The sequence below is a fragment of the Extensimonas soli genome (genome assembly GCF_029211265.1).
GTDB classification, from domain to species: domain Bacteria; phylum Pseudomonadota; class Gammaproteobacteria; order Burkholderiales; family Burkholderiaceae_C; genus Extensimonas; species Extensimonas soli.
In genome coordinates, this window is the sequence record NZ_JARGEL010000016.1 from 17,935 (window position 1) to 39,592 (window position 21,658).

Annotated in this window: 21 protein-coding genes, 2 pseudogenes and 1 CRISPR repeat array (1 of these 24 cut by a window edge); of the genes and pseudogenes, 14 read left to right on the forward strand and 9 right to left on the reverse strand. The window is 66.2% G+C overall.

From position 1 onward, the window contains the following. Positions 1–203: direct repeats of the CRISPR family, unit length 37 nt; unit sequence GTTTCTCCCGGCCAAAAAGCCGGGAGCGGATTGAAAC; it begins 3,786 nt to the left of the window's first position. 244 nt (positions 204–447) lie between these two features. The 6 genes and pseudogenes from fabG to PYV55_RS07205 form a co-directional block, all read left to right on the forward strand. Then, complete coding sequence (gene fabG / locus PYV55_RS07180; protein ID WP_275850010.1) at positions 448–1,197, forward strand: 3-oxoacyl-ACP reductase FabG; 750 nt, start codon at positions 448–450, stop codon at positions 1,195–1,197. Positions 1,198–1,305: 108 nt separating this feature from the next. Beyond that, positions 1,306–2,454, forward strand: coding sequence for an acyl-CoA dehydrogenase family protein (locus PYV55_RS07185; protein ID WP_275850011.1), 1,149 nt, complete (start codon positions 1,306–1,308; stop codon positions 2,452–2,454). Between the two features lie 87 nt (positions 2,455–2,541). Continuing rightward, entirely contained in the window at positions 2,542–2,994 is a 453-nt protein-coding gene (locus tag PYV55_RS07190) for a PaaI family thioesterase (protein WP_275850012.1), read from the forward strand. Positions 2,995–3,123: 129 nt separating this feature from the next. Further along, on the forward strand, positions 3,124–4,386 hold the full coding sequence (locus tag PYV55_RS07195; protein WP_275850013.1) for an ABC transporter substrate-binding protein: 1,263 nt from the start codon (positions 3,124–3,126) through the stop codon (positions 4,384–4,386). A 15-nt stretch (positions 4,387–4,401) separates the two neighbouring features. Further along, positions 4,402–6,864 (forward strand): putative bifunctional diguanylate cyclase/phosphodiesterase, encoded by a 2,463-nt coding sequence (locus tag PYV55_RS07200; protein ID WP_275850014.1) that lies wholly within the window; start codon positions 4,402–4,404, stop codon positions 6,862–6,864. Between the two features lie 32 nt (positions 6,865–6,896). Continuing rightward, positions 6,897–7,451, forward strand: a pseudogene (locus PYV55_RS07205) (MFS transporter); the annotation flags it as partial. 28 nt (positions 7,452–7,479) lie between these two features. Here the strand turns inward: PYV55_RS07205 and PYV55_RS07210 are convergent. From PYV55_RS07210 to PYV55_RS07225, 3 genes and pseudogenes are all read right to left on the reverse strand, one after another. Next, positions 7,480–7,800 (reverse strand): BrnA antitoxin family protein, encoded by a 321-nt coding sequence (locus PYV55_RS07210; RefSeq protein WP_275850015.1) that lies wholly within the window; start codon positions 7,798–7,800, stop codon positions 7,480–7,482. Continuing rightward, on the reverse strand, positions 7,760–8,038 hold the full coding sequence (locus PYV55_RS07215) for a BrnT family toxin (protein ID WP_275850016.1): 279 nt from the start codon (positions 8,036–8,038) through the stop codon (positions 7,760–7,762). The genes PYV55_RS07210 and PYV55_RS07215 overlap by 41 nt, the downstream gene beginning before the upstream one ends. A gap of 552 nt (positions 8,039–8,590) precedes the next feature. Next, positions 8,591–8,764, reverse strand: a pseudogene (locus tag PYV55_RS07225) (hydroxypyruvate isomerase); the annotation flags it as partial. A gap of 118 nt (positions 8,765–8,882) precedes the next feature. Between PYV55_RS07225 and PYV55_RS07230 the strand changes: the two are divergent. Together PYV55_RS07230 and PYV55_RS07235 are read left to right on the forward strand one after the other, a co-directional pair. After that, complete coding sequence (locus tag PYV55_RS07230; RefSeq protein WP_275850017.1) at positions 8,883–9,602, forward strand: glutathione S-transferase family protein; 720 nt, start codon at positions 8,883–8,885, stop codon at positions 9,600–9,602. A 30-nt stretch (positions 9,603–9,632) separates the two neighbouring features. Further along, the gene (locus tag PYV55_RS07235; RefSeq protein ID WP_275850018.1) at positions 9,633–10,250 is read left to right on the forward strand and encodes a glutathione S-transferase family protein; all 618 of its coding nucleotides are present in this window, start codon (positions 9,633–9,635) and stop codon (positions 10,248–10,250) included. Positions 10,251–10,403: 153 nt separating this feature from the next. Here PYV55_RS07235 and PYV55_RS07240 read toward each other — a convergent pair whose 3' ends face one another. The 4 genes from PYV55_RS07240 to PYV55_RS07255 all read right to left on the reverse strand — a co-directional run bounded on the left by PYV55_RS07240 (position 10,404) and on the right by PYV55_RS07255 (position 13,751). Next, positions 10,404–11,573: a D-alanyl-D-alanine carboxypeptidase family protein gene (locus PYV55_RS07240; protein ID WP_275850019.1), complete on the reverse strand. Its 1,170-nt coding sequence runs from the start codon at positions 11,571–11,573 to the stop codon at positions 10,404–10,406. Positions 11,574–11,642: 69 nt separating this feature from the next. Then, the gene (locus tag PYV55_RS07245) at positions 11,643–12,305 is read right to left on the reverse strand and encodes an alpha/beta hydrolase (protein ID WP_275850020.1); all 663 of its coding nucleotides are present in this window, start codon (positions 12,303–12,305) and stop codon (positions 11,643–11,645) included. Positions 12,306–12,380: 75 nt separating this feature from the next. After that, positions 12,381–12,749 carry a (2Fe-2S) ferredoxin domain-containing protein gene (locus PYV55_RS07250; protein ID WP_275850021.1) on the reverse strand — a complete coding sequence of 123 codons (369 nt, stop codon included), beginning with the start codon at positions 12,747–12,749 and terminating at the stop codon, positions 12,381–12,383. A gap of 381 nt (positions 12,750–13,130) precedes the next feature. Beyond that, positions 13,131–13,751, reverse strand: a complete 621-nt coding sequence (locus PYV55_RS07255) for a glutathione S-transferase family protein (protein ID WP_275850022.1) — start codon at positions 13,749–13,751, stop codon at positions 13,131–13,133. A gap of 132 nt (positions 13,752–13,883) precedes the next feature. On the opposite strand from PYV55_RS07255, the gene purB reads away from it, so the two are divergent. Continuing rightward, entirely contained in the window at positions 13,884–15,263 is a 1,380-nt protein-coding gene (purB, locus tag PYV55_RS07260) for an adenylosuccinate lyase (RefSeq protein WP_275850023.1), read from the forward strand. 109 nt (positions 15,264–15,372) lie between these two features. Here the strand turns inward: purB and PYV55_RS07265 are convergent, their stop codons facing one another. Beyond that, positions 15,373–15,672, reverse strand: coding sequence for a hypothetical protein (locus PYV55_RS07265; protein ID WP_144730630.1), 300 nt, complete (start codon positions 15,670–15,672; stop codon positions 15,373–15,375). Between the two features lie 41 nt (positions 15,673–15,713). Then, positions 15,714–17,099, reverse strand: a complete 1,386-nt coding sequence (locus tag PYV55_RS07270) for an ammonium transporter (RefSeq protein WP_275850173.1) — start codon at positions 17,097–17,099, stop codon at positions 15,714–15,716. Between the two features lie 374 nt (positions 17,100–17,473). Here PYV55_RS07270 and PYV55_RS07275 point away from each other — a divergent pair, with 374 nt between their 5' ends. The 5 genes from PYV55_RS07275 (at position 17,474) to PYV55_RS07295 (ending at position 21,654) form a co-directional block, all read left to right on the forward strand. Continuing rightward, the gene (locus PYV55_RS07275) at positions 17,474–18,232 is read left to right on the forward strand and encodes a sulfite exporter TauE/SafE family protein (RefSeq protein WP_275850024.1); all 759 of its coding nucleotides are present in this window, start codon (positions 17,474–17,476) and stop codon (positions 18,230–18,232) included. Positions 18,233–18,366: 134 nt separating this feature from the next. Beyond that, a complete protein-coding gene (locus PYV55_RS07280) occupies positions 18,367–19,131 on the forward strand; it encodes an ABC transporter substrate-binding protein (RefSeq protein WP_275850025.1) in 765 nt (254 codons plus the stop codon). A 36-nt stretch (positions 19,132–19,167) separates the two neighbouring features. Further along, positions 19,168–19,950: an amino acid ABC transporter permease gene (locus PYV55_RS07285; RefSeq protein ID WP_275850026.1), complete on the forward strand. Its 783-nt coding sequence runs from the start codon at positions 19,168–19,170 to the stop codon at positions 19,948–19,950. Further along, complete coding sequence (locus PYV55_RS07290) at positions 19,947–20,723, forward strand: amino acid ABC transporter ATP-binding protein (protein WP_275850027.1); 777 nt, start codon at positions 19,947–19,949, stop codon at positions 20,721–20,723. Before PYV55_RS07285 ends, PYV55_RS07290 begins: the two co-directional genes overlap by 4 nt. A 46-nt stretch (positions 20,724–20,769) precedes the next feature. After that, the gene (locus tag PYV55_RS07295; protein ID WP_275850028.1) at positions 20,770–21,654 is read left to right on the forward strand and encodes a DMT family transporter; all 885 of its coding nucleotides are present in this window, start codon (positions 20,770–20,772) and stop codon (positions 21,652–21,654) included. Positions 21,655–21,658 lie beyond the last annotated feature (4 nt).

Genomic DNA, 21,658 nt, shown 5'->3' on the forward strand with positions numbered 1-21,658 from the left:
TTTGCAACGTGGCCAGCGGTTTCTCCCGGCCAAAAAGCCGGGAGCGGATTGAAACCTCGTTCATGGCTTTTTCAATGGCCTGCGTTGGGCGTTTCTCCCGGCCAAAAAGCCGGGAGCGGATTGAAACACATGCCCACCAACCTGCAGTTTGCCACCCGCGCGGCAGGTTTCTCCCGGCCAAAAAGCCGGGAGCGGACTGAAATCCTTTGCGCGGGCATGGCAGTCGTCACTTTGCACAAGCCCGCGCCCCCCTCTTCCAACGCCCCCAAAAACCACCCGCGACACTGCAGCATGCGGGCGGCGCATGCCCGGTGCGGGTGAAGTGCCGCTAAACTGTCAAGCAAACGTTTGTTTGGCTCGGCGCTCGGCAGCCTGCGTCGGATTCGATGATTTTGGCTGCAAAGCGCCGTGCAGCAAGCGTGAGCAGCTATGAATCAAGGGGTTTTCATGGAACTGGGTCTGCAAGGCAAGGTGGCCATCGTCACGGGGTCGGGGCGGGGGATTGGGGCGGAGACGGCGCGGGCGCTGGCTGAGGAAGGGGCGCGCGTGGTGATTACCGACATCGACGGCGCGGTCGCGGCCGAGACCTGCGTGGCGCTGCAGCGCGATGGGCTGCAGGCGATTGCGCTGGCCGCGGACGTGACGCGCAGCGCCGACGTGGAGCGGCTCGTGCAGGCGGCGCTCGAAGCCTTTGGCGGCGTGCACATCCTCGTGAACAACGCAGGCTTTGCGCGCGATGCGCGCATCGTCAAGCTCAGCGAGGCCGATTGGGACGCGGTGGTGGACACCATCCTCAAGGGGGCGTTTCTGTGCAGCAAGGCCGTGGTGCCGACCATGGCCGAGCAGCAGTGGGGGCGCATCATCAACATTTCTTCGCGCGCGCACCTGGGCAATCCAGGGCAGGCCAATTACTCGGCGGCCAAGGCGGGCATTCTGGGCTTCAGCAGTGCGCTGTCGCTGGAGCTCGGGCGCAACGGCATCACCGTGAACACCGTCGCGCCGGGCTTCATCGAGACCGACGGCGTGCGCAACTTGCCGCACTACGCCAAGATCAAGGAAAACGCCCTCGCGCGCACGCCCGTGGGCCGCGTGGGCCAGCCGCGCGACATCGCGAGCGCGGTGTGCTTTCTTGCGAGCGAGCTCGCGGGCTACGTGAGCGGCGCCACGCTGCACGTGACGGGCGGGCGCTACGGCTGACGGCGCACGGCTGCTGCGTGCCGCGGCTACGGGCACCGACCCTGCGCTGCGGCTTCTTGCGCCGGCTTTTCCCCTGTTCTCCTTGCCACCCTTCACGGAAGATGCACCATGGACTTCGGCTTTACCCCTGAACAAGACACGCTGCGCGACGCGGTGCGGCGCTTCATGCGCGAGCGTGTGGCGCCGCGCATCGACGAATGCGAAAAGAAGCGCGAATTTGCCTGGGATTTGCTGCCGCAGCTGCAGCAGTTCGGCTACCTGGGCGGGCTGCTGCCCGAGTCGGCGGGCGGCTTTGGGCTGCGTTACGTGGACTGGGCGATTTTGATGGAGGAGGCGGGCTACACCTGGCTGTCGCTGCGCGTGATGATGAATTCGCTCAACATCATCGCCTCGCTGCTGCACCGCCACGGCACGCCCGCGCAGCAGCAGCGCTTTTTGGCGCCGCTGCTCGCGGGCCAGCTGCGCCACTGGATGGCGATCACCGAGCCCAACCACGGCTCCAACGTGGCCGGCATCGAAACGCGCGCCGAAGACCGCGGCGACCATTACCTCGTCAACGGCGAAAAGCTCTGGATCACCAACGGCATCCACGGTGACTTTGGCGTGGTCGTGGCGCGCACCTACAGCGCGACCTGCGACGGCGGCATCAGCCTGTTCCTGATCGACCGCCAGGAGACGCAGTACCAGGCGCGCCGCGCCGACGTGATGTTCATCCGCGCCACGGGCACCTCGCAGCTCAGCTTTCAAGACGCCGTGGTGCCCAAGGCGAACCTGCTGGGCAAGGAGGGCGAGGGGCTCAAGTCCATCCTCACGGGGCTGAACTTCGGGCGCCTCAATGTGGCCATGGGCGCGGTGGGCGCGGCGCGCGCGGCGCTCGACTTGTCCATCGACTACGCCAAGCAGCGCAAGCAGTTCGGGCGCGTGATCGGCAGCTTTCAGCTCGTGCAAAAGCTCATCGTGGACATGATGGTGCGCTGCGAGGCGGCGCGCGCGCTCGGCTACCGCGCGGCCTGGTCGCTGGACCAGGGCGGGGCGGCGCGCACCGAATGCTCGATCGCCAAGCTCTACGCCGCCGAGGCCGCGCACGAGGTGGCCAACATGGCGCTGCAGGTGCACGGCGGCACGGGCTACAGCGAAGACTTGCCGATCGAGCGCATCTTCCGCGATACGCGCGGCGGGCTGATCCCCGAGGGCACGACCGAGATCCAGACCCTGATCATCGGCCGCGAGGTGCTGGGGATTTCCGCCTTCCATTGAAAGGCGCCATGGGCATGCGTCTACTTATCCCCTGGCGCTGCTGGGCGCCGCACTGCTCACGGCCCATTTTTTGCCAAAAAGGACTCCATGACCGGCACCTACATCCAAGAAAAACTCCGCCCCAACCACTGCTTCGGCTGTGGGCTCGACAACCCCTATGGCCTGCAAATCCACAGCTTTTGGGAGGGCGACGAGGTCGTCTGCCGCTGGACGCCCAAGCACTACATGACCGGCCCGCCCAACTTCCTCTATGGCGGCATCTCGGCGAGCCTGATCGACTGCCACTCGGTCAACGCCGCCGTCGCCTACGCCAACCGCCAGGCCGGGCATGAGGAAGCGTTCGACCCCGAGCTTTTCATGGTCACGGGCACGATGACGATCAAGTACCACAAGCCCGTGCCCATGCACGAGGTGGAGCTGCGCGCGCGCATCGCCAAGGTCGAAGGGCGCAAATACCTGGTGCACACCGACATCCTGAGCAACGGAGAGCGCTGCGTGAGCGGCGAGGTACTGGCGATACGCATTGCGCGCATGGGGTAAAAAAATGCGGCCGTTGTTGGGCGGCGTCGCGGAAAGTTTGATCAAGGTCAAGGTAGATGCGCCTGTGTGTGGCGGAGGCACAGCGGGAGTTTTGCCACGCAGTTACCTCTGGTTAAACTTGCGGCCATCGTGAAAAAGACATTGCCACGCACCTGGGCGTTGCTGGGCCTGAGCTTGCTCGTGGCCTGCGCGTCGTGGGCGCAGACTTCTGCCGCCGCCAAAGCGCCGCTCGTGATCGCCCATGTCGCGCCCACGAGCGGGCGTTTTGCGCTGCATGCCGAGGCGGATCGGCGCGGCGCCGAGATGGCGGTCGAGGAGTTCAACGCGCGTGGCGGCGTGCTCGGGCGCGAGGTGGTGCTGGTCGCGCGTGACCCCACGCTCGACAAGGCGCGCGCGGCGCAGGTGGCGCAGCAGCTCATCACCGAGGGCAAGGTGGGCTTTTTGCTCGGCGCCATCGATTCGGGCGTGGCCGCGAGCATGTCCGCGGTCTGCCAGCAGTACGGCGTGCTGTTCATCAACACCAATTCGTCCGCGCCGTCCGAAGCGGTCGAAAACGCGCACCGCAGCAAGTTCACGTTCGACGCCAACGGCGCCAATTTCAACCGCGCCCTGCTGCAGTACGCGCTGGCGCAGCGCCCGGGCAAGCGCGTCGTGCTGCTGACCGAAGATAACGACTGGGGCCGCAGCAACGCCGCCGCCTCGCGCGCCATCGTGGCCGAGTATGGCGGCAGTGTGGTGGGTGAAGTCATGGTGCCGGTGGCGCTGCCCGACCCGGCGGGCGCGCTGCGGCAGGTCGCGGCCATGGCTGCTGAGGTGGTGGCGGTGAACGTGAGCGGCAGCAACCAGATCCGCCTGTTCGCGCACATCGACCCCGCAGTGTTCGAGGCGCAGTCCTGGGTCGTCGGCGAGGTCGATTGGGAGGAACTCTACCCCGCGCCCGGCACGCCGCGCCCGCTCTACGGCACCACCTGGGCCTGGAACCTCGACACGCCGGGCACGGCGCAATTCGTGGCGCGCTACCGCGAACGCTATCGCCACACCCAGCGGCTGCCCTATCCCGGCGACGTGACCCACGCCGCCTACCTGGCCACCAAGGCGCTGCTTACGGCCATCGAACGCACCGGCAGCACTGACAACCATGCACTGATCCGTGCGCTTGAGGGCATGCGCTGGAGCGCGCGCGAGCGCATGCAGCACGACGACGCCTACATGGACCCGCAGAGCCACCACCTGCAGCAGACCATCTACATCGCCACCTGGAAGCCGCGCCCCGACCGGCCCGAGTTGAGCCAGGTGATCCTCGGCCACCTGCCGCCCGCGCAGGTGCGTTACGCGCCCGAAGGCGGGGCGCGGCTCGAACCCCTGGCTGGCATGCCGCACTATGCGCCTTGAACAGCAAATCGCACCATGAAAAAAATTCGCCTTGGCCTGATCGGTCGCATCGCGCTCGTGGTAGTGGCGATCGAAGTGCTGGCCTTCGGTGCGCTCGGCTGGTTCTATATCGACCGCTTCAGCCACTCGATTGCCGAGCGCACCTATACGCGCCTACACCAGATCGGGCACATGATCGCGGCCGAAGAGCTGTCCATCAGTTCCGTCCCAAGGGCTTCGATCATGTCTGACCTGGTGGGTCTGCCGTATCTCGAAGGTATGGTGATCGGCGGCAATGGCCGCGTCATCGTGGCGAGCAACCCGGCGCAGCTCGGGCGCCTGGCCGTGCAGTTGCCGGGCTTCGAGGCTGCGTGGCTGGCGCCGGATGCGCCCGAGGATCGCTTCGTCACGCATGGCGATGCGCTCACCTTTGTGCTGCGTCCGCGCAGCGCCGCCGATACCGCGCCCATCTACACCACGGTGCTCACGGTGAGCACCGCGCCGCTCGCGGCCACGCAACGCGCCATCGCCTGGGGCGGGCTGGTGGGCTCGCTGATGTTCATCGTGCTCACCTCCGCAGGCATCGTGCTGTTTGCGCAGCGGCTGATCACGCGGCGCGTTGCGCTGTCGCTGCAGGTGCTGGAGCGCGTCGAGCAGGGCGAGCTCGATGCGCGCATACCCGTCACGGCCGAGGACGAGCTCGGGCTGCTGCAGCGCGGCGTGAACGCGATGACGGACCAGCTCGCCCGCCTGCTCGTGCAGCAGCAGCGGCATGCCGAAGCGCTGCGCGCGCAGAAAGAACTGCTCGCTTCCGTGATCGACAACGCGCCGATCCGCGTGTTCTGGAAAGACCGCGACTCGCGCATCATGGGTTGCAACCCCCGGTTCGCGCACGATGCCGGCGCGTCCGCGCCCGAGGAGCTGGTGGGCAAGACCGATGATGAGATGCCCTGGCGCGCCCAGGCCGACGCCTACCGTGCCGACGATCAGCGGGTCATGATCAGCGGCCAGCCCAAGCTCGACTACGAAGAACCACAGACCACGCCCGAGGGCCGCACCATCTGGCTCAGCACCTCCAAGGTGCCGCTGCGCGACGCTGCAGGCCAGGTCTCGGGCGTGCTGGGCATTTACGCCGACATCACCGAGCGCAAGCAGGCACAGGAGCAGGTCCACCGGCTCGCCTATTTCGACGCCCTGACGGGCCTGCCCAACCGCACGCAGCTGCTCGAGCGCCTGCGCCAGACCATGGCGTGCTGCAGCGGCAGCGCCTGCGACAGCGGCTTTTGCGGCGCGCTGCTGTTCATCGACCTCGACGACTTCAAGGCCATCAACGAAACCGCCGGGCACGACATGGGCGACATGCTGCTGCAGCACGCGGCGCAGCGCCTGCGCGCCGCCGTGCGTCCCGAGGACGTGGTGGCGCGCGGAGGCGGCGATGAATTCATGGTGCTGTTGCCCCTGCAGGCCGCGAGCCAAGCGGCGGTCGTGCAGCTCGTCGAAACCGTGGGTGCGCACATGCTCGAAGCCCTGGGCCAGAACTACCGCCTCGACGGCATGGTCTTTCGCTGCACCGCGAGCATAGGCGCCACGCTGCTGCATGGGCGCGGCACGTCGGTCGAAGAGCTGCTCAAGCAGGCCGACGTGGCCCTGTACCAGGCCAAGGACGCCGGGCGCAATGCGCTGCGTTTTTTCGACGCCGAGATGGCCAGCGCCGTGCGCGCGCGTGTGGCGCTCGAAAAAGACCTGCGCGATGCCCTGCCGCAGGGCCAGCTCTTGCTGCACTACCAGCTGCAGGTCGATGGCGCCGGGCGCGCCACGGGCGCCGAGGTGCTGCTGCGCTGGCAGCACCCGCAGCGCGGCATGGTCTCGCCCGCCGCCTTCATCCCGCTGGCCGAAACAACGGGCCTGATCCTGCCCATAGGCCAGTGGGTGCTGCGCGCTGCCTGCACGCAACTCGCCGCGTGGGCCGGACGGCCCGAAACGGCACAGCTCAAGCTCGCGGTCAACCTCAGCGCGCAGCAGCTGCGCCAGGCAGACTTTGTCGCGCAGGTGCTGCAGGTGCTCGATGAAACGGGGGCGAATCCGCAGCGCCTCAAGCTCGAGCTCACCGAGAGCATGCTGGTGACCAACGTCGAGGACGCGATCGAAAAAATGCAGGCCCTCAAGGCGCGCGGCGTGCGCTTTGCACTCGACGACTTCGGCACCGGTTATTCCTCGCTCGCCTACCTGCGGCGCCTGCCGCTGGATCAGCTCAAGATCGACCAATCCTTCGTGCACGACGTGCTCAGCGACCCCAGCGCCGCCGCGCTCGCGCAGTCCATCGTCGCCCTGGCGCAGACCATGGGCCTGGGCGTGATCGCCGAGGGCGTGGAGACCGCAGAGCAGCGCGAGTTTCTGGCCCGCGTGGGCTGCCACGCCTACCAGGGCTACCACTTCGGCCGCCCCGTGCCGCTGGCGGAGTTCGAGGCGCAAACACGGGCGCTGCGTGCGGTGGGCTGAGAAACACGCGCCGCTTCGCAATCTGTCCCCTCATGAACCAAAACCTTGCCCTGCTGGCGCTGTGCCAGGGTCTTTTTCTGACCAACAACGTCGTCTTCATCGCCATCAACGGGCTCGTGGGGCTGCAGCTTGCGCCGCAGGGCTGGATGGCCACGCTGCCGGTGATGGGCTACGTGGTCGGCGGCGCGCTTTCGACCGCGCTGGTGGCACGCAGCCAGGCGTTGTGGGGGCGCAAGGTTTCGTTCCAGGCCGGGCTGCTGGTGGCGCTGCTGTCGGCGCTGCTGTGCGCCTGGGCGGCGGTGGGCCGGCATTTCTGGCTGCTGTGCGCGGCCACCGTGGTGGCGGGGTACTACAACGCCAATGCGCAGCTGTACCGCTTTGCCGCGGTGGAGCTGGCGCCGCCGCACGCGCGCGAGCGTGCCGTCTCGCTCGTGCTCGCGGGCGGCCTGATCGGCGCCGTGGCCGGGCCCTACCTGGCGCGCGTCACGCGCACGCTGTTTGCCGTGCCGTTTGCGGGCGCGTACCTGGCGCTGGTCGGCGTGGCGCTGCTGTCCATGGCCTGCATGGCGGGCATACGCTTTCCTGCGGCTGCACAGACCAGTTTGTTGCCGCTGCTCATTTGGCGCGCGCCTTGTGCGCCTCAACGTAGGAGCGCAAAACAGCATTCATGCGCGACTGATACCGTTTGCCGGTGTGCTTGAAGAACTCCAACACTTCGGCATCAATGCGCAACGTAATTTGCTTCTTGGTGTGGGGCAACTGATCTGCCGCTTTCATCCAGACGGCGTCAGCTAGGCCAGGTGCGTCGGTGTAGTCGATCTGCTCATCCGGCATCGAGGCCACGGCATCCAGTCTGGCCTTCTGCTCGGCGCTCAAGACGGGCGGCTTTTTCAGGTCAAGAGTTCGCTTCACGATACTGCTTTCTTTCGTCGGCATTGGCTTTCCTCGCAGAGATAAGGCGGATGCTGTCCTCGTGTCGAACCGTGTAGACCACATACAGGACAGCGGAGTAAGCAAGGCCAATCGTGGCCCAGCGATCCTCCCCGTAGTCCTCGCGTCCGTCGTAGGCTTCAACCCGCCCGGTGTCGTAAAAAACAAGCTCGGCATCCTCGAAGGAAACGCCGTGTTTTTTCAGATTTCGTGCCGCTTTGTCGGCATCCCATTCAAGTTTCATCGCGGCTTTATTGTAGTTTCGTTGTGTAGTTACGGAAAGCCTCGGCGACCCATGCCGTGCGAGTTGCCGCGCTTGATCTTGTGCGCCGGGCTCGTGGCGCTGCTGGGCCTGCTTTGGCTGGGCACGCGCCCGCGGATGCTTGCGAAACAGTAGCTGCTTGTGCTTGCTTTATCTTGGTAAATGGCCATTTTTGCTGCTACCAAGCGATAGGCACCTTCGCTGCATTGCCCATGCGCCGCAGCCACCCGAGCCCCTGCGAGGTGTCACCCGCGGGGCGGTATTCGCAGCCTATCCAGCCGTCCCAGCCTAGTGTAGTGTTTGATGCTTGATGCGACAAATAAAACCGATGGTTTTTTGGTCTGGGCAAGGCGCAAACCGCAGCGATACCGGGTGGTATCGCGAGGATTTGCAACGCGGCCCGGGCCGAAAAGACGCGGTTTTATGTCGCAGATAGCGTCGAACACTACACTAGCAGCCTGTCGGACTTTGGAATCGTCGGCTGCGAATGCGCCGCAGCGGCCCATTTTTCACCGTCTTCTTGCCCCATAGCAACAGCACGAGCTGCAAGTCATGTGCCGCCAGCTGCGCGGCCAGCGCGCTCGCCTCGAAGGCGTAGGGAAACTGGCACTCCACCGCCGTGAAGCCGTCGCGCGCGGCGGCGGCAAAGCGCTCGAGAAAGGGCAGCTCGGCGTACATCAGGCTCAGATTGGCGGCAAAGCGGGGCATGGGGCAGGCCTCGTGATCGGGGAAAACCAGGGGAATGGGCACGCGCAGGGGCGTTGGCCCATGGGCTTGACTATGATCGTTGCACCGACCCGCACCAGCCACCCACCGGAGCCAAGCCATGATAGACCTCTACACCGCCGGCACGCCCAACGGCCACAAGGCATCGATCGCGCTCGAAGAGCTCGGCCTGCCCTACGAGCTCAAGGTGCTCGACCTGGCCAAGAACGAGCAGAAGTCGCCCGCATTCCTCGCCATCAACCCCAACGGCCGCATCCCCGCGATCGTCGATCACGACGAGGACGACTTTGCCGTGTTCGAGTCCGGCGCGATCCTGATCTACCTCGCCGAAAAAACCGGCCGCCTCATGCCCACCGACCGCAAGGGTCGCTCGCGCGTGATCCAGTGGCTGATGTTCCAGATGGGCGGCGTGGGCCCCATGATGGGCCAGGCCAACGTGTTCTACCGCTACTTCCCGGAAAAAATCCAGCCCGCGATCGACCGCTTCCAGGGCGAGTGCAAGCGCCTGTTTCGCGTGCTCGACGGCCACCTCAAAGACCACGAATACCTCGCGGGCGACTACTCGATCGCTGACATCGCCAACTGGGCCTGGGTGCGCACGCACCGCTGGTCGGGCATTGAAATCGACGACCTGCCGCACCTCAAGCGCTGGCGCGACGCCATCCGCGCGCGCCCCGCGGTGCAGCGCGGCATAGAGCGGCCTGTATCCAAAATCGACCTCACGCGCGACGGCGACGAAAAAGCCGCGCAGTTCTCGCAAGAGGCACGCGGCATGGTCGAAATGGGCCAGTCCAAAGACGCCGCGCCACCGGCACACTGAAGATATTCATTCACATCAAAGGAGACGACGATGCTGCTCTATACCTCCGGGCGTGCCCCGAACCCGCGCCGCGTGCTCATGTTTCTGGCCGAAAAAGGCATCCACGACATTGCGCTCCAGGAAGTCGACCTCAACGCGCAAGAGCACAAGGCCGAGGCCTTTCGTGCCAAGAGCCCGCTGGCCAAGGTGCCCGCGCTCGAACTCGACGATGGCCGCGTGCTGACCGAGACGCGCGCCATCTGCACCTACCTCGAAGGCCTGCACCCCGAGCCCAACCTCATGGGGCACGACTTCGAGGAGCGTGCCTTCATCGAAATGGCCGACCGCCGCGCCGAGTGGTATTTGCTCGCCAACATCGCCAACTGCGTGCGCCACACGCACCCCGGCCTTGCGCCGCTCGAGCAGCCGCAGTTTCCCGACTTCGGCCACGCGCAGGCGCGCAAGGTGCGCGAGGTGGCCGGCTGGTTCGACGAAGTGCTCGCGCGCCAGCCCTGGATTGCGGGCGCGCGCTTCACGATCGCCGACATCACGGCCTTTTGCGCGATCGAATTCGCCAAGCTCATGAAGTTCAAGCCCGCCGAAGAAGGCTTTGCCGCGCTGCAGGCCTGGCGCGACCGCGTCGCCGAGCGCCCGAGCGTGCGCGCGTAAGCGCTCTATGGGCTGGCGGCGACGAGGTAAGTCGCCGCTGAAGAAGCGCCGGGACGGAGCTTCCGTGAGCCTAGTGTAGTGTCCCGCTACATTGTCGCCGCGGCAGTCCTCGGCCGCACGAGGGGCTCGTGCAGCGTTGCCTTCAGCGTTGCCTTACTTGATCCACAAGCGCAGCGCATCCCAGGCGCGGCCCAGGAAGCCGGCCTGCTCCACGCCCTCGAGCGCCACGAGCGGCACTTCGTTGAGCGGCTGCGTATCGAGCACGATTTTGAGCGTGCCCACCTGCTGGCCCTTGGCGATGGGCGCCACGAGCGGGTCTGGGCGCACGATCTGGGTGCCGATCTTGCCTGCGCTGCCCGCAGGCACGGCGACGATGAGGGGCTCGGGGCGGCCGAGCTTCACGTTGCTCTGCTTGCCCTTCCAGACGGGCGGCGTGACCACGGGCTGGCCGGCGTCGAACAGCTTGACGGCGTCGAACGCGGTATAGCCCCAGTTGAGCAGCTTCTGGCTCTCGTTGGCGCGCGCGTTTTCGCTCGCGGCGCCGAGCATCACCGACAGCAGGCGGCGCTGGCCGACCTTGGGCACCTCGCGGTGCGCCGTGGCGACGAGGCAGTAGCCCGCGGCCTCGGTGTGGCCGGTCTTCAGGCCATCGACCGTGGGGTCGCGAAACAGCAGCAGGTTGCGGTTGTTGCCGTTCGAGGCGGGCGTGCCGGGGTAGGTGTAGTGCTTGGTCGCATAGTAGTGCATGTACTGCGGAAAGTCGTGCATCAGCCGCGTCGCGAGGATGCCGAGGTCGCGCGCCGTGGTGGTGTGGCCGGGCTCGGTCAGGCCCTCGGGGTTTTTGTAGCTGGTGTTCTTCATGCCCAGCGCCTTGGCCTGCTCGTTCATGAGGCGCACGAAGTTTTCCACCGTGCCGCCCACGCCTTCGGCGAGCGCCACGGTGGCGTCGTTGCCCGACTGGATGATCATGCCGCGCAGCAGGTCATCGACGGGCACCTGCATCTTCGGGTCTATGAACATGCGTGAGCCGGGCATCTTCCAGGCGCGCTCGCTCACGGGGAGCTTTTGCTGCAGGTCGATCTTTTTGGCGCGCAGCGCGTCGAACACGAGGTAGGCCGTCATCAGCTTGGTCAGCGAGGCGGGCTCCACAGGCATGTCGATGTTCTTGCCCGCGAGCATTTGCTGCGCCGTCACGTCGAGCAGCAGATAGGCGCGCGCAGCGATTTCGGGTGGTTGCGGGGTCTGCGCCGGTGCGAGCAGCGTCGTGCCGGCCAAGCCCAGGGCGAGGGCGAAATTGCGGAAAGTGGCAAAAAGGCGTTGCATGAGAAAACCAATCCAGAAAAAGGAAGGAGGTGTCGCAAGGGCGCGCAGTGCGAGCGCCGCGAGCAGTCGTCAGGCGTCGTCCGCCGTCGCGTGCAGGTGGCGCTGCACCAGGCTTTTGAGCAGCGGCAGCTGGCCGTGGAAAAAATGCCCGCCACCCGGGATCACCGTCACGGGCAGCGCCTGCGGGCGCGCCCAGTCGAGCACGCTGGCCAGCGGCACCACGTCGTCTTGCTCGCCGTGCAGCACCAGGGTGCGCAGCTGCGCCTCGGGCGGCACGGGCGCGACGGCAAAGCGCGTGGTCGCCGTGCCCACGAGCACTACGTGCGCGATGCGCCGCTCGGGCCACAGCGCCGCGAGCGCGTGGCTCGTGACGAAGGCACCGAACGAGAACCCGGCCAGTGCGAGCGGCTGCGTCAGCAAGCCATCCTGCGCGGGCGGCGCCAGCTGCTGCACCACGGCCAGCAGGTCCTGCAGCTCGCCGCGCCCCTCGTCGTGCGTGCCGCTGCTCGCGCCCACGCCACGGAAGTTGAAGCGCAGCGCCGTCCAGCCCGCCTGCACGAAGGCGCGCGCCAGCGTCTGCACCACTTTGTTGTCCATGGTGCCGCCGAACAGCGGGTGCGGGTGCGCGATCACGGCCACGCCGCGCGGCGCGGCAGCGGCGGGCACGTCACGCGCCACTTCAATCGTGCCTGCGGGGCCTGGCAGCAGCAGGCGTTCGGTGTGGGCGTTCATCGGTAACACTTACTTTTTGATAGCTGCTAGCGCTTGACAGATAAGCGATAGATGCCAAAAAAGCTTGAAAGTTCCTTAATGCCCCACATCGGGCGGCAGCAGCAGGCGCTCGACCACGCGGCCGTTTTGCAGGTGTGAATGGAAAATTTCCTCGATGTCGCTCGCGTCCACATAGGTGTACCAGACACCCTCGGGATACACCACGGCCACGGGCGCGCCCGCGCAGCGGTCCAGGCAGCCGGCCTTGTTCACGCGCACCATGCCGGGGCCGGACAGACCGCCTTCCTTGACCAACACCTTGCAGCGTTCGAAAGCTGCCTGCGCGCCATGCTGGCCGCAACAGGCCTCGCCGTTCGGGCGTTCGTTGAGGCAAAAGAAGATGTGGCGCTGGTAGTACGAAGCTGCGGGTGCAGCGCCTGGTGTTGGGGTTTTGGTGTCGCTCATGGGCGGCAATCGTACCGCGCTCCGCTGGTCACGGCAGCCCCGGCCCGGCGGCGAAGCCGACGGGGTTTACAAATCTTTACCCCATGGAAAGGAACTCCGCATCGGCAGCGAGCCTCTACTGCCTACAATAGCGACTTGGTTTGTTGGTTGCTTGCGGTTGTTTTTGTCGTTGCGAAGCCTTTCGGTGCCGGGTGTGCCGAATGAACCTCCCGGGGTGTCCTCCTCCCTCCCTCTCTTGTTTGCTCTGGGACGCTTCGCAACGTTTTTGTTTTTTCAGCGCACAAAAGCACGAGCAAAAGCACAAGCGCCCAGCGGCCCCTGCGCCATCCGGCAGCTGGACGCTGTTTTTGTGTGTGCGGCTTGTGCGGGGGGCGCAGCCTCTCAGGCTGCGGGCGGGCGGGTGTCGGCGAAGCTCGGGCGCTGCATGAGCTTGTCGAGCAGCTTGCCCAGGTTCGGGTACTGCGCGCGCCAGGCGATTTGCGGAAAGCGGAACTCCAGCCAGCCGAGCGCCACGCCCACCGCGATGTCCGACAGGCTCAGGTGGATGCCGCTGCAGTAGGGCTTGTCGCCCAGCCCCAGGCTCATGGCCTTGAGCGCCTGCTGCGTCTTGCCAAGCTGACGGTCTATCCAGGCCTGGCTGCGCTCGCCGTCCTTGCGGCCCGGCCAGGTGGCCTCGAGCCGCGCCAGGATGGCGGCGTCGAGCAGACCATCGGCCAGCGCCTCCCAGGTCTTCACTTCAGCGCGTTCACGCCCTTGCGGCGGAATCAGCTTGCCCACGGGCGAGAGCGTGTCGAGGTATTCGACGATCACGCGCGAATCGAACACGGCCTCGCCGCCTTCGAGCACCAGGCAGGGCACCTTGCCCAAGGGGTTGGCACTGACGATGGTGGTGTCCTGCGCCCAGACGTCATCGAGCACGAACTGGTAGTCGAGCTTTTTTTCGGCCAGGACGACGCGCACTTTGCGCACGTAGGGGCTGGTGAGCGTGCCTATCAGTTTCATGGTTTTGCTTCCGGTACGCTGGGGGGATTCGTGGGCCATTTGCAACCGATTCTATCGAGAGCAGTCTGAGGGCGAAGCGCGGGCGCACCGCGCGTAGTTGCTGTGCCGCCCTACGACCTACAATCGCGCGCCATGAGCCTCTCCACCCTCACCGCCCTGTCGCCGCTGGACGGCCGCTACGCCGCCAAACTCGCTGCCCTGCGCCCCATCATGAGCGAGCATGGTTACATGCAGCGCCGCGTGCAGGTCGAGGTGGCGTGGTTCATCGCGCTGTCGGACGCCGGCTTTGCCGAATTCAAGCCGCTGAGCCCGGGGGCGCGCACCTATCTGCTGGGCCTGGTGAAACACTTCTCCGAGGCCGACTCGCGCGCCATCAAGGACATCGAAAAAACCACCAACCACGACGTGAAGGCGGTTGAATACTGGATCAAGTCCAAGTTCGAGGCGCGGCCCGAGCTCGAGAAAGTGGCCGAGTTCGTGCACTTTGCCTGCACCAGCGAAGACATCAACAACACCAGCCATGCGCTGCAGCTGCGCGCCGGGCGCGATCAGGTCATCCTGCCGGGGCTGGACCGCGTCGTGCTCAAGCTGCGCGAGCTGGCGCACCAGCATGCCGCCGTGCCCATGCTCAGCCGCACGCACGGCCAGACCGCGAGCCCGACCACGGTGGGCAAGGAAATGGCCAACGTGGTGGTGCGCCTGCAGGCGGCCTGCGCGGCCATCGCCAACGTGAAGATTCTGGGCAAGATGAACGGCGCCGTGGGCAACTACAACGCCCACCTCTCGGCCTGGCCCGACTTCGACTGGGAGGCGTTCAGCCGCAAAGTGGTTGAAACCCCCGAGCCGCTGGGCCTGGGCCTGCACTTCCAGCCCTACAGCACGCAGATCGAGTCGCACGACTACATGGCCGAGCTGTTCGACGCCGTGGCGCGCGCCAACACCATCCTCATCGATCTGGCGCGCGACATCTGGGGTTACGTGAGCCTGGGCTATTTCAAGCAGCGCCTGAAGGCGGGCGAGATCGGCTCTAGCACCATGCCACACAAGGTCAACCCGATCGACTTCGAAAACGCCGAGGGCAATCTGGGACTGGCCAATGCGCTGCTGCACCACCTGAGCGAAAAGCTGCCCATCAGCCGCTGGCAGCGCGACCTGACCGACAGCACCGTGCTGCGCAACCTCGGTGTCGCTTTTGGCTACGCGGCGCTGGCCTACCAGTCGCTGCTCACGGGCCTGGAAAAACTGGAGCTCAACGAGGAGGCCCTGGCGCGCGACCTCGACGCCGCCTGGGAGGTGCTGGCCGAGCCCATACAGACCGTGCTGCGTCGCTTCGGTGTGCAGGGCGCCTACGAAAAGCTCAAGGAAGTCACGCGCGGCAAGACCGTGACGCCCGCAGCGATGCAGGAGCTGATCCGCAGCCTGGCCATCCCCGAGGCCGAAAAGAGCCGCCTGCTCGCCATGACGCCCGCCAGCTACATCGGCAAGGCCGCAGAGCTAGCGCGGCGCGTTTGAGATTTCGGCACGAAATTGCCTTTTTTCGCAGTCCCAGAGAGCGTGAGAAGCTACTGATGTAGTAGCATTCTGGCTGTCTGAAAAAGCCACCACTGCGCCGGGGGCAGGATCAGCGTATGCCTCCGACATAGCGTGGCGCCTCGGGTGGCGCAGGCGGCGGCGCCGGAGCTGGAACCTGCGGTAACGCGGCGCCCGCGCCCATGGCGCCCATGGCGCGCTCGAGCTTGTCAGCCCACTCGGACAGTTCGGGCGTCTGGTCTTCGGCGGCGCGCTGGCGTGCAAAACGCACGATTTCGCGCGCATAGTCGGCATTGCAGGCCATCCATTCGGTGTCCGTCACGCGCCCCGTCTTGCGCCGCAGCAGCACATGCAGGTGCGCCGCGATAGCCAGTTTCTCGCTCTCCAGCATGCTTCGACTCCTTGCGTTCTTTTCGCCACCCACTTGCGCCATCAATGACCCAGCCGCTCTCGCTGCTGGGCGATATCCAGCCCGGTCAACTCGCTTTGCGCATCTACGCGCAAGCCGACCACCAGGCGTGTGATCCACAAGCACAGCGCGGTGCCGACCAGGCCGTACACCAGCACTGCCGCCACGCCCAGGGCCTGCGTGAGCACGTCGCCCCGCGCCCCGGAGACCACCGGGTCGGCAAACACGCCCGTCAACAAAGAGCCGACGACGCCGCCCACGCCATGCACGCCGAACACGTCCAGCGAATCGTCCGCGCCCAGCAAGCGCTTGAGCCCCGTGGCGCCCCAATAGCAGGCCACTCCCGCGATCAGCCCGATCAGCAGCGCCGAGCGCAAGGTGACGAAGCCGGCGGCAGGCGTGACCGCCACCAGCCCGGCCACCAGCCCCGAGCACAGGCCCAGCAGTGAGGGGCGTCCGCGCGCTATCCATTCGGCAAGCATCCAGGCCAGTGCGCCCGCCGCGGCCGCGAGGTGCGTCACGGCCATGGCCAGCCCGGCGCGCCCATCGGCGGCGACGGCCGAGCCGGCATTGAAGCCGAACCAGCCCACCCACAGCAGGCCCGCGCCCACCATGGTGAAACCCAGGTTGTACGGCTCGAACGGCTCGCGGCCGTAGCCCTGGCGCGGCCCCAGGATCCAGGCGCAGACCAGGCCCGCCACCCCGGCGTTCACGTGCACCACCGTGCCGCCGGCAAAATCCAGCGCTCCAAGCCGCGCCAGCCAGCCGCCAGGCTCCCACACCCAGTGCGCCACGGGCACGTAAACGCACAGCGACCACAGGCCCACGAACCACAACAGGGCGGAAAAGCGCATGCGCTCGACCAGGGCGCCCACGATCAGGGCCGCGGTGATGAGGGCAAAAGTCAGCTGGAACATGGCATAGACCGACTCGGGAATGTGCGGCGCAATGTGGCTCACTGCGACCAGACCTGCGGCCTGCTGCAGGTCCAGCCCGGCAAAACCCAGGCGCTGCCCGCCGCCGAACCATGGGCTGCCCGGCGTGAAGGCCCACGAATAGCCCGCAGCAAACCACAACACACTCACCAGCGCGGCAATCGCCACCACGCTGGCCATGGTGTTGAGCACGTTCTTCTGGCGCACCATGCCGGCGTAAAACAGCGCGATGCCGGGCAAGGTCATCAGCAGCACCAGGGCCGTGGCGGTGATCATCCAGGCCGTGTCCCCCGCGCTGATGCTGCTTTGCGCCACGAGCGCAGGCGCCGTCAGCGCAGAGGACGCAGCGGGTGCGGCCGCTGCCAGCACCGGCGCAGTGCCGTTGCCCGGCAAAGTCTGGGCCAGGGCCGCGGTACCAAGCCCGAAGAACCCCGGCACTGTGATTCCAAGCCATCGAAGCAAGGCTGCGCGCATCATGAACGCCTTTCTGTAAAGAGTGGTAACCAGGCACCCCTTGCACAAGACGTGCCAACGGGCCCCGCGGCCTGGAGTGCGGTGCTGCAGGCGCGCGGGGTTGCGGTGAACGGCAGGGGCGGGAAATCCCCAATGCACCAATGCAGTGAATGCGCTTACATTCCCCCTCACTCGAAAGCGCGGTCTGCGCCAGACGAGGGAGCCGAGGAGACACCCACAAGCACAAAATCCTTTCAAAGCGCCCCCATGAGGTGCACTTTTTTCAGCGTCGGTGATCCCGGCGCTTTTTTTTGCCAAAAATGCGGATAGCCAAGGTGTATCGTTCACCTTTAGCTCTTTATTCAGTAGCGTTTTGAGGCGGCGACAATACCCGCATGGAATGGATTGCGATGGCGCTCGCCGCCTTGCTCGCGGGTTTTGTCGATGCCATCGTTGGTGGCGGTGGGCTGGTGATGCTGCCAGCCCTGTTTGCGGCCTTTGCGCAAGCGCCCGCAGCGACCTTGCTGGGCACGAACAAGGCCACCTCGGTGTGGGGCACGGCCATGGCCACCTGGAATTACAGCCGGCGCGTGCCGCTGCGCTGGAGCGCCATGGCGCCGGCCGCGGTGGCGGCGTTTCTTGCGGCGTGGGCCGGAGCCTGGGCCGTCACCTTGGTGCCTGGAGATACGCTGCGCCGGCTGCTGCCCTTGGTGTTGCTCGCCGTGCTGCTCTATACGCTCTCTAAAAAAGAGCTTGGCAGGCAGCATGCACCTAGGTTTTCCGGCAACAAAGAGGCCATTTGTGCGAGCCTGATCGGCGCGGGCATAGGCTTTTACGATGGTTTTTTCGGGCCGGGGACGGGCAGTTTTTTCATCTTTTTGCTCGTGCGTGTGCTGGGCTATGACTTTCTCAACGCCTCGGTGTCGGCCAAGCTGCTCAACTTTGCGAGCAATGTTGCCGCGATCCTGCTGTTTGCCGGCAAAGGCCACGTGTGGTGGCCACTCGCGCTCACGCTGGGGGCGGCCAACGTGCTGGGCAGCTTGCTTGGCACCCATCTTGCGTTGCGACACGGAGCCGGCTTCGTGCGCGGCGTTTTCATCGCGGTGGTAGGTGTGTTGATTTGCAAGACGGGCTGGGATGCTTTCCTGCGCTGAAGCTCGGGCTTGCAGCCCGACCGCCGTGATTGCCGCGATTGCTACGATTTTTTGACATTCGCCGCGCCTCGAAGCTATAGTTTCGCCGCTCCCAAGGAGCGCGATCCGTCCGTGACCACCCTCGCAGAGTTCCTATGAAACGCTTTCGCATTCTTGCCGCCGCATTGCTGGCACTGTGCGCCCTCGGTGCGGCCCAGGCGCGCTCGCTCGACACCGTGCGCAAAGACGGGCGGATCGTCGTCGCCACCGAGGGCCAGTTCGCCCCCTTCAATTACTTCAAGGGCAGCACCCTGACAGGCTTCGAGGTCGAACTCGCCGAACTCGTCACCCAGCGCATGGGGCTCAAGACCGATTGGAAGACGGTGGGCTTCGATGCCCTGCTCACCGGGCTGCAGCAAGACCGCTGGGATCTGGTGATCGCCTCGCACGGCGTGACGCCCGAGCGCGCCAAAGCCGTCACGTTCACCGCGCCGCATTACTGCTCGGGCGGCATCGTGGTGTCGCTCGATCCGGCGATCCGCAGCGCCAAGGACCTGGCGGGCAAGGTGGTCGCCGTGCAGACGGGCACGAGCTACCTCGAGAGCGTGCAAAAAATCCCCGGCATCCAGCAGATGAAGAACTTCCCCACCGACGTCGATGCCCGCAGCGCACTGCTCTCACACCGCGTCGATGCCTGGGTCACCGACCGTTTCGTCGCCAAGGAGATGATCGCGAAGGCTCCAAACGCAGGCATGAAGCTCGGCGACATGGTGTTCGTCGAGCGTATCGCCGCGGCCGTCGCCAAGGGCAACCAGGCGCTCGCCGACGCCTGGTCCAAGGCGCTCGCGCAAACCATGGCCGACGGCAGCTACACCGCCCTGTCGCAAAAATACTTCGGCGAAGACGTGCGCTGCCACTGAGTCTGCGATCGCTGCCGCCTTCGCTTTACGACCTGCATGTTGACCGCCCTTTGGCCTGCGCACTGGAGCCGCTCGCAGCGCAGCAACGCCACGCTGGTGGCGGCCGTCATTCTCATGGTGTTGGTACTGGCCCTGCTGGGGCAATTGCTGGCTTTGCTGCCCGAGCCGATCGGCCCGAACGCGCAGGCTTTTTCTGATGGCGCGCGCACCACGCTGTGGCTCACCTTGCTCAGCGGCACGCTGGGGCTGGTGCTGGGCGTGGGCGCAGCGCTTGCCCGCACGGCACGCTGGGCCGCACTGCGCCGCGTGGCGGGGTTTTATATCTGGGTCATGCGCGGCACGCCCTTGCTGGTGCAGATTCTGTTCGTTTACTTTGCGCTGCCGGCCTTGATCCCGGGGCTCAACCTGCCGGAATTTGCGGCTGCGGTGTTGGCCCTGGGGCTCAACGTGGGCGCGTACAACGCCGAGGCCTTGCGCGCCGGGCTGCTGGCCGTGCCGCGCGGCCAGACCGAGGCGGCACGGGCGCTGGGCCTCGCGCGCAGGCATGTGTTTTTTGACGTGGTGTTCCCGCAGGCGTTCAAGATTGCGCTGCCGCCGCTGGTGAGCAACTTCGTCGCGCTGCTCAAGGATTCGTCGCTGGCCTACGCGATCGGTGTGGTCGAGCTCACCAACGTGGGCAATCGCATCCAGTCGGCCACGTTCCAGCCGGTGGCCACGCTCAGCACCGTGGCGCTGACGTATCTGCTGCTCACCACGCTGGTGACGCAGGTCTCGAACGCCGTGGAGCACCGCTTCGACATCGAGGGGCGCCTGCAATGACGACGGTGGCTGCGGCCCTATCCGCCGCTCCCGCGCGCGGCGCGCCCTACATCGAGGTGGAGAACGTCAGCAAGTCCTTCGGCAGCCACCAGGTGCTGAAAAACGTGAGCACGCAGTTCTACGCGGGCGAGGTGAGCGTCATCATCGGCGCCTCGGGCTCGGGCAAGAGCACCCTGCTGCGCGCCATCAACCGGCTCGAGCCGCACGACAGCGGCACCATCCGCATCGCGGGCGTGCCGGTCACCGACGACGCGGCCACCTTGCAGCGCCAGCGCTGCGAAGTGGGCATGGTGTTCCAGCAGTTCAACCTGTTCGGCCACCTGAGCGTGCTCGACAATGTGGCGCTGGCGCCGCGCCGTCTGCGCCACCTCAAGCGCCCCGAAGCCAATGCGCTCGCGCTCGAACTGCTGACCCGCGTGGGCATGCAGGCGCATGCGCACAAATACCCTTGGCAGCTTTCGGGCGGCCAGCAGCAGCGCGTGGCCATCGCGCGGGCGCTCGCCATGGCGCCCCAGGTGATGCTGTTCGACGAGCCGACCTCGGCGCTCGACCCCGAAATGGTGCAGGAGGTGCTCGACGTGATGCGTGGGCTGGCGCGTGGCGGCATGACCATGATCGTGGTCACGCACGAAATGGGCTTTGCGCGCGAGGTGGCCGACCGCGTGCTGTTTTTCGACCAGGGCCGCATCGTGCATGATGCGCCGCCGGCGGAGTTCTTCGATCATCCTCCGAACGAGCGCATCCGTGCCTTTATCGGTCGCCTGGGAGCGTGATTTTTACTTTTTCTCTGTGTCGGCGCGGCTGCTGACACCGTGTTCCATGCATTCTGAACGTCTTGGCCTGCTGGCCCTGCTGGTCGTGACCATCGTCTGGGGCACGACTTTTCCCGCGATGAAACTGCTGTCGGCGCAGCTCGACGCGCTGCAGATCATCTGGCTGCGCTTTGCCGTCGCCTCACTGGTGCTCGCGCCGCTGTGGCGCGGCATGCGCAGGCCCGAGCGCGCGTGGGGAGGGCTGCTCGGAGCCTTGCTGTTCATCGCGTTCTGGCTGCAGATCGAGGGGCTCGCGCGCACCAGCAGCAACCGCAACGCTTTCGTCACGGGGCTCAACGTGCTCGTGGTGCCGCTGTTGGCCATGCTGGTGCTGCGGCGCCGCTACGGCTGGCACCTGTGGGCGGCTTGCGCTTTGGCCTGCACCGGCATGGCGCTGATGTTCCGCGCGGATGCGCCCTGGAATTTCGGTGACACGCTCACGCTGGTGAGCACCTTGTTTTATGCGCTCTACATCCTGGCGCTCGAAGAATGCGCGCGCCGCACGGCGGCCCAGCCGCTGCGCGCCACGCGCATGGCCACGGTGCAGGCGGGCGTGATGTGTGCCGCCGCGACGGCGCTGTTGCTGATACGCGGCAGTGGCCTGGGTTGGCTGGCGTCGCTTGAGCGGCTGGATGCGGAGCATTGGGGCGCGCTGCTGTATCTGGGGCTGGTGGCCAGCGTGCTCGTCGTGAGCTTGCAGGCCTGGGGGCAGCAGCGCGTCGATGCCATGCGCAGCGCCATCGTGTTCGGGCTCGAGCCGGTGTGTGCCGCGCTCGCCGCGTGGGTGCTGCTGGGCGAGCGGCTTGGCTGGTCGGGCAGTGCGGGCGCGGCGCTGATCGTAGTTGCGTTGGTGCTGAGCCAGTTGCCTTCGCCAGGTGCGCGTAATTCCTGAGCTG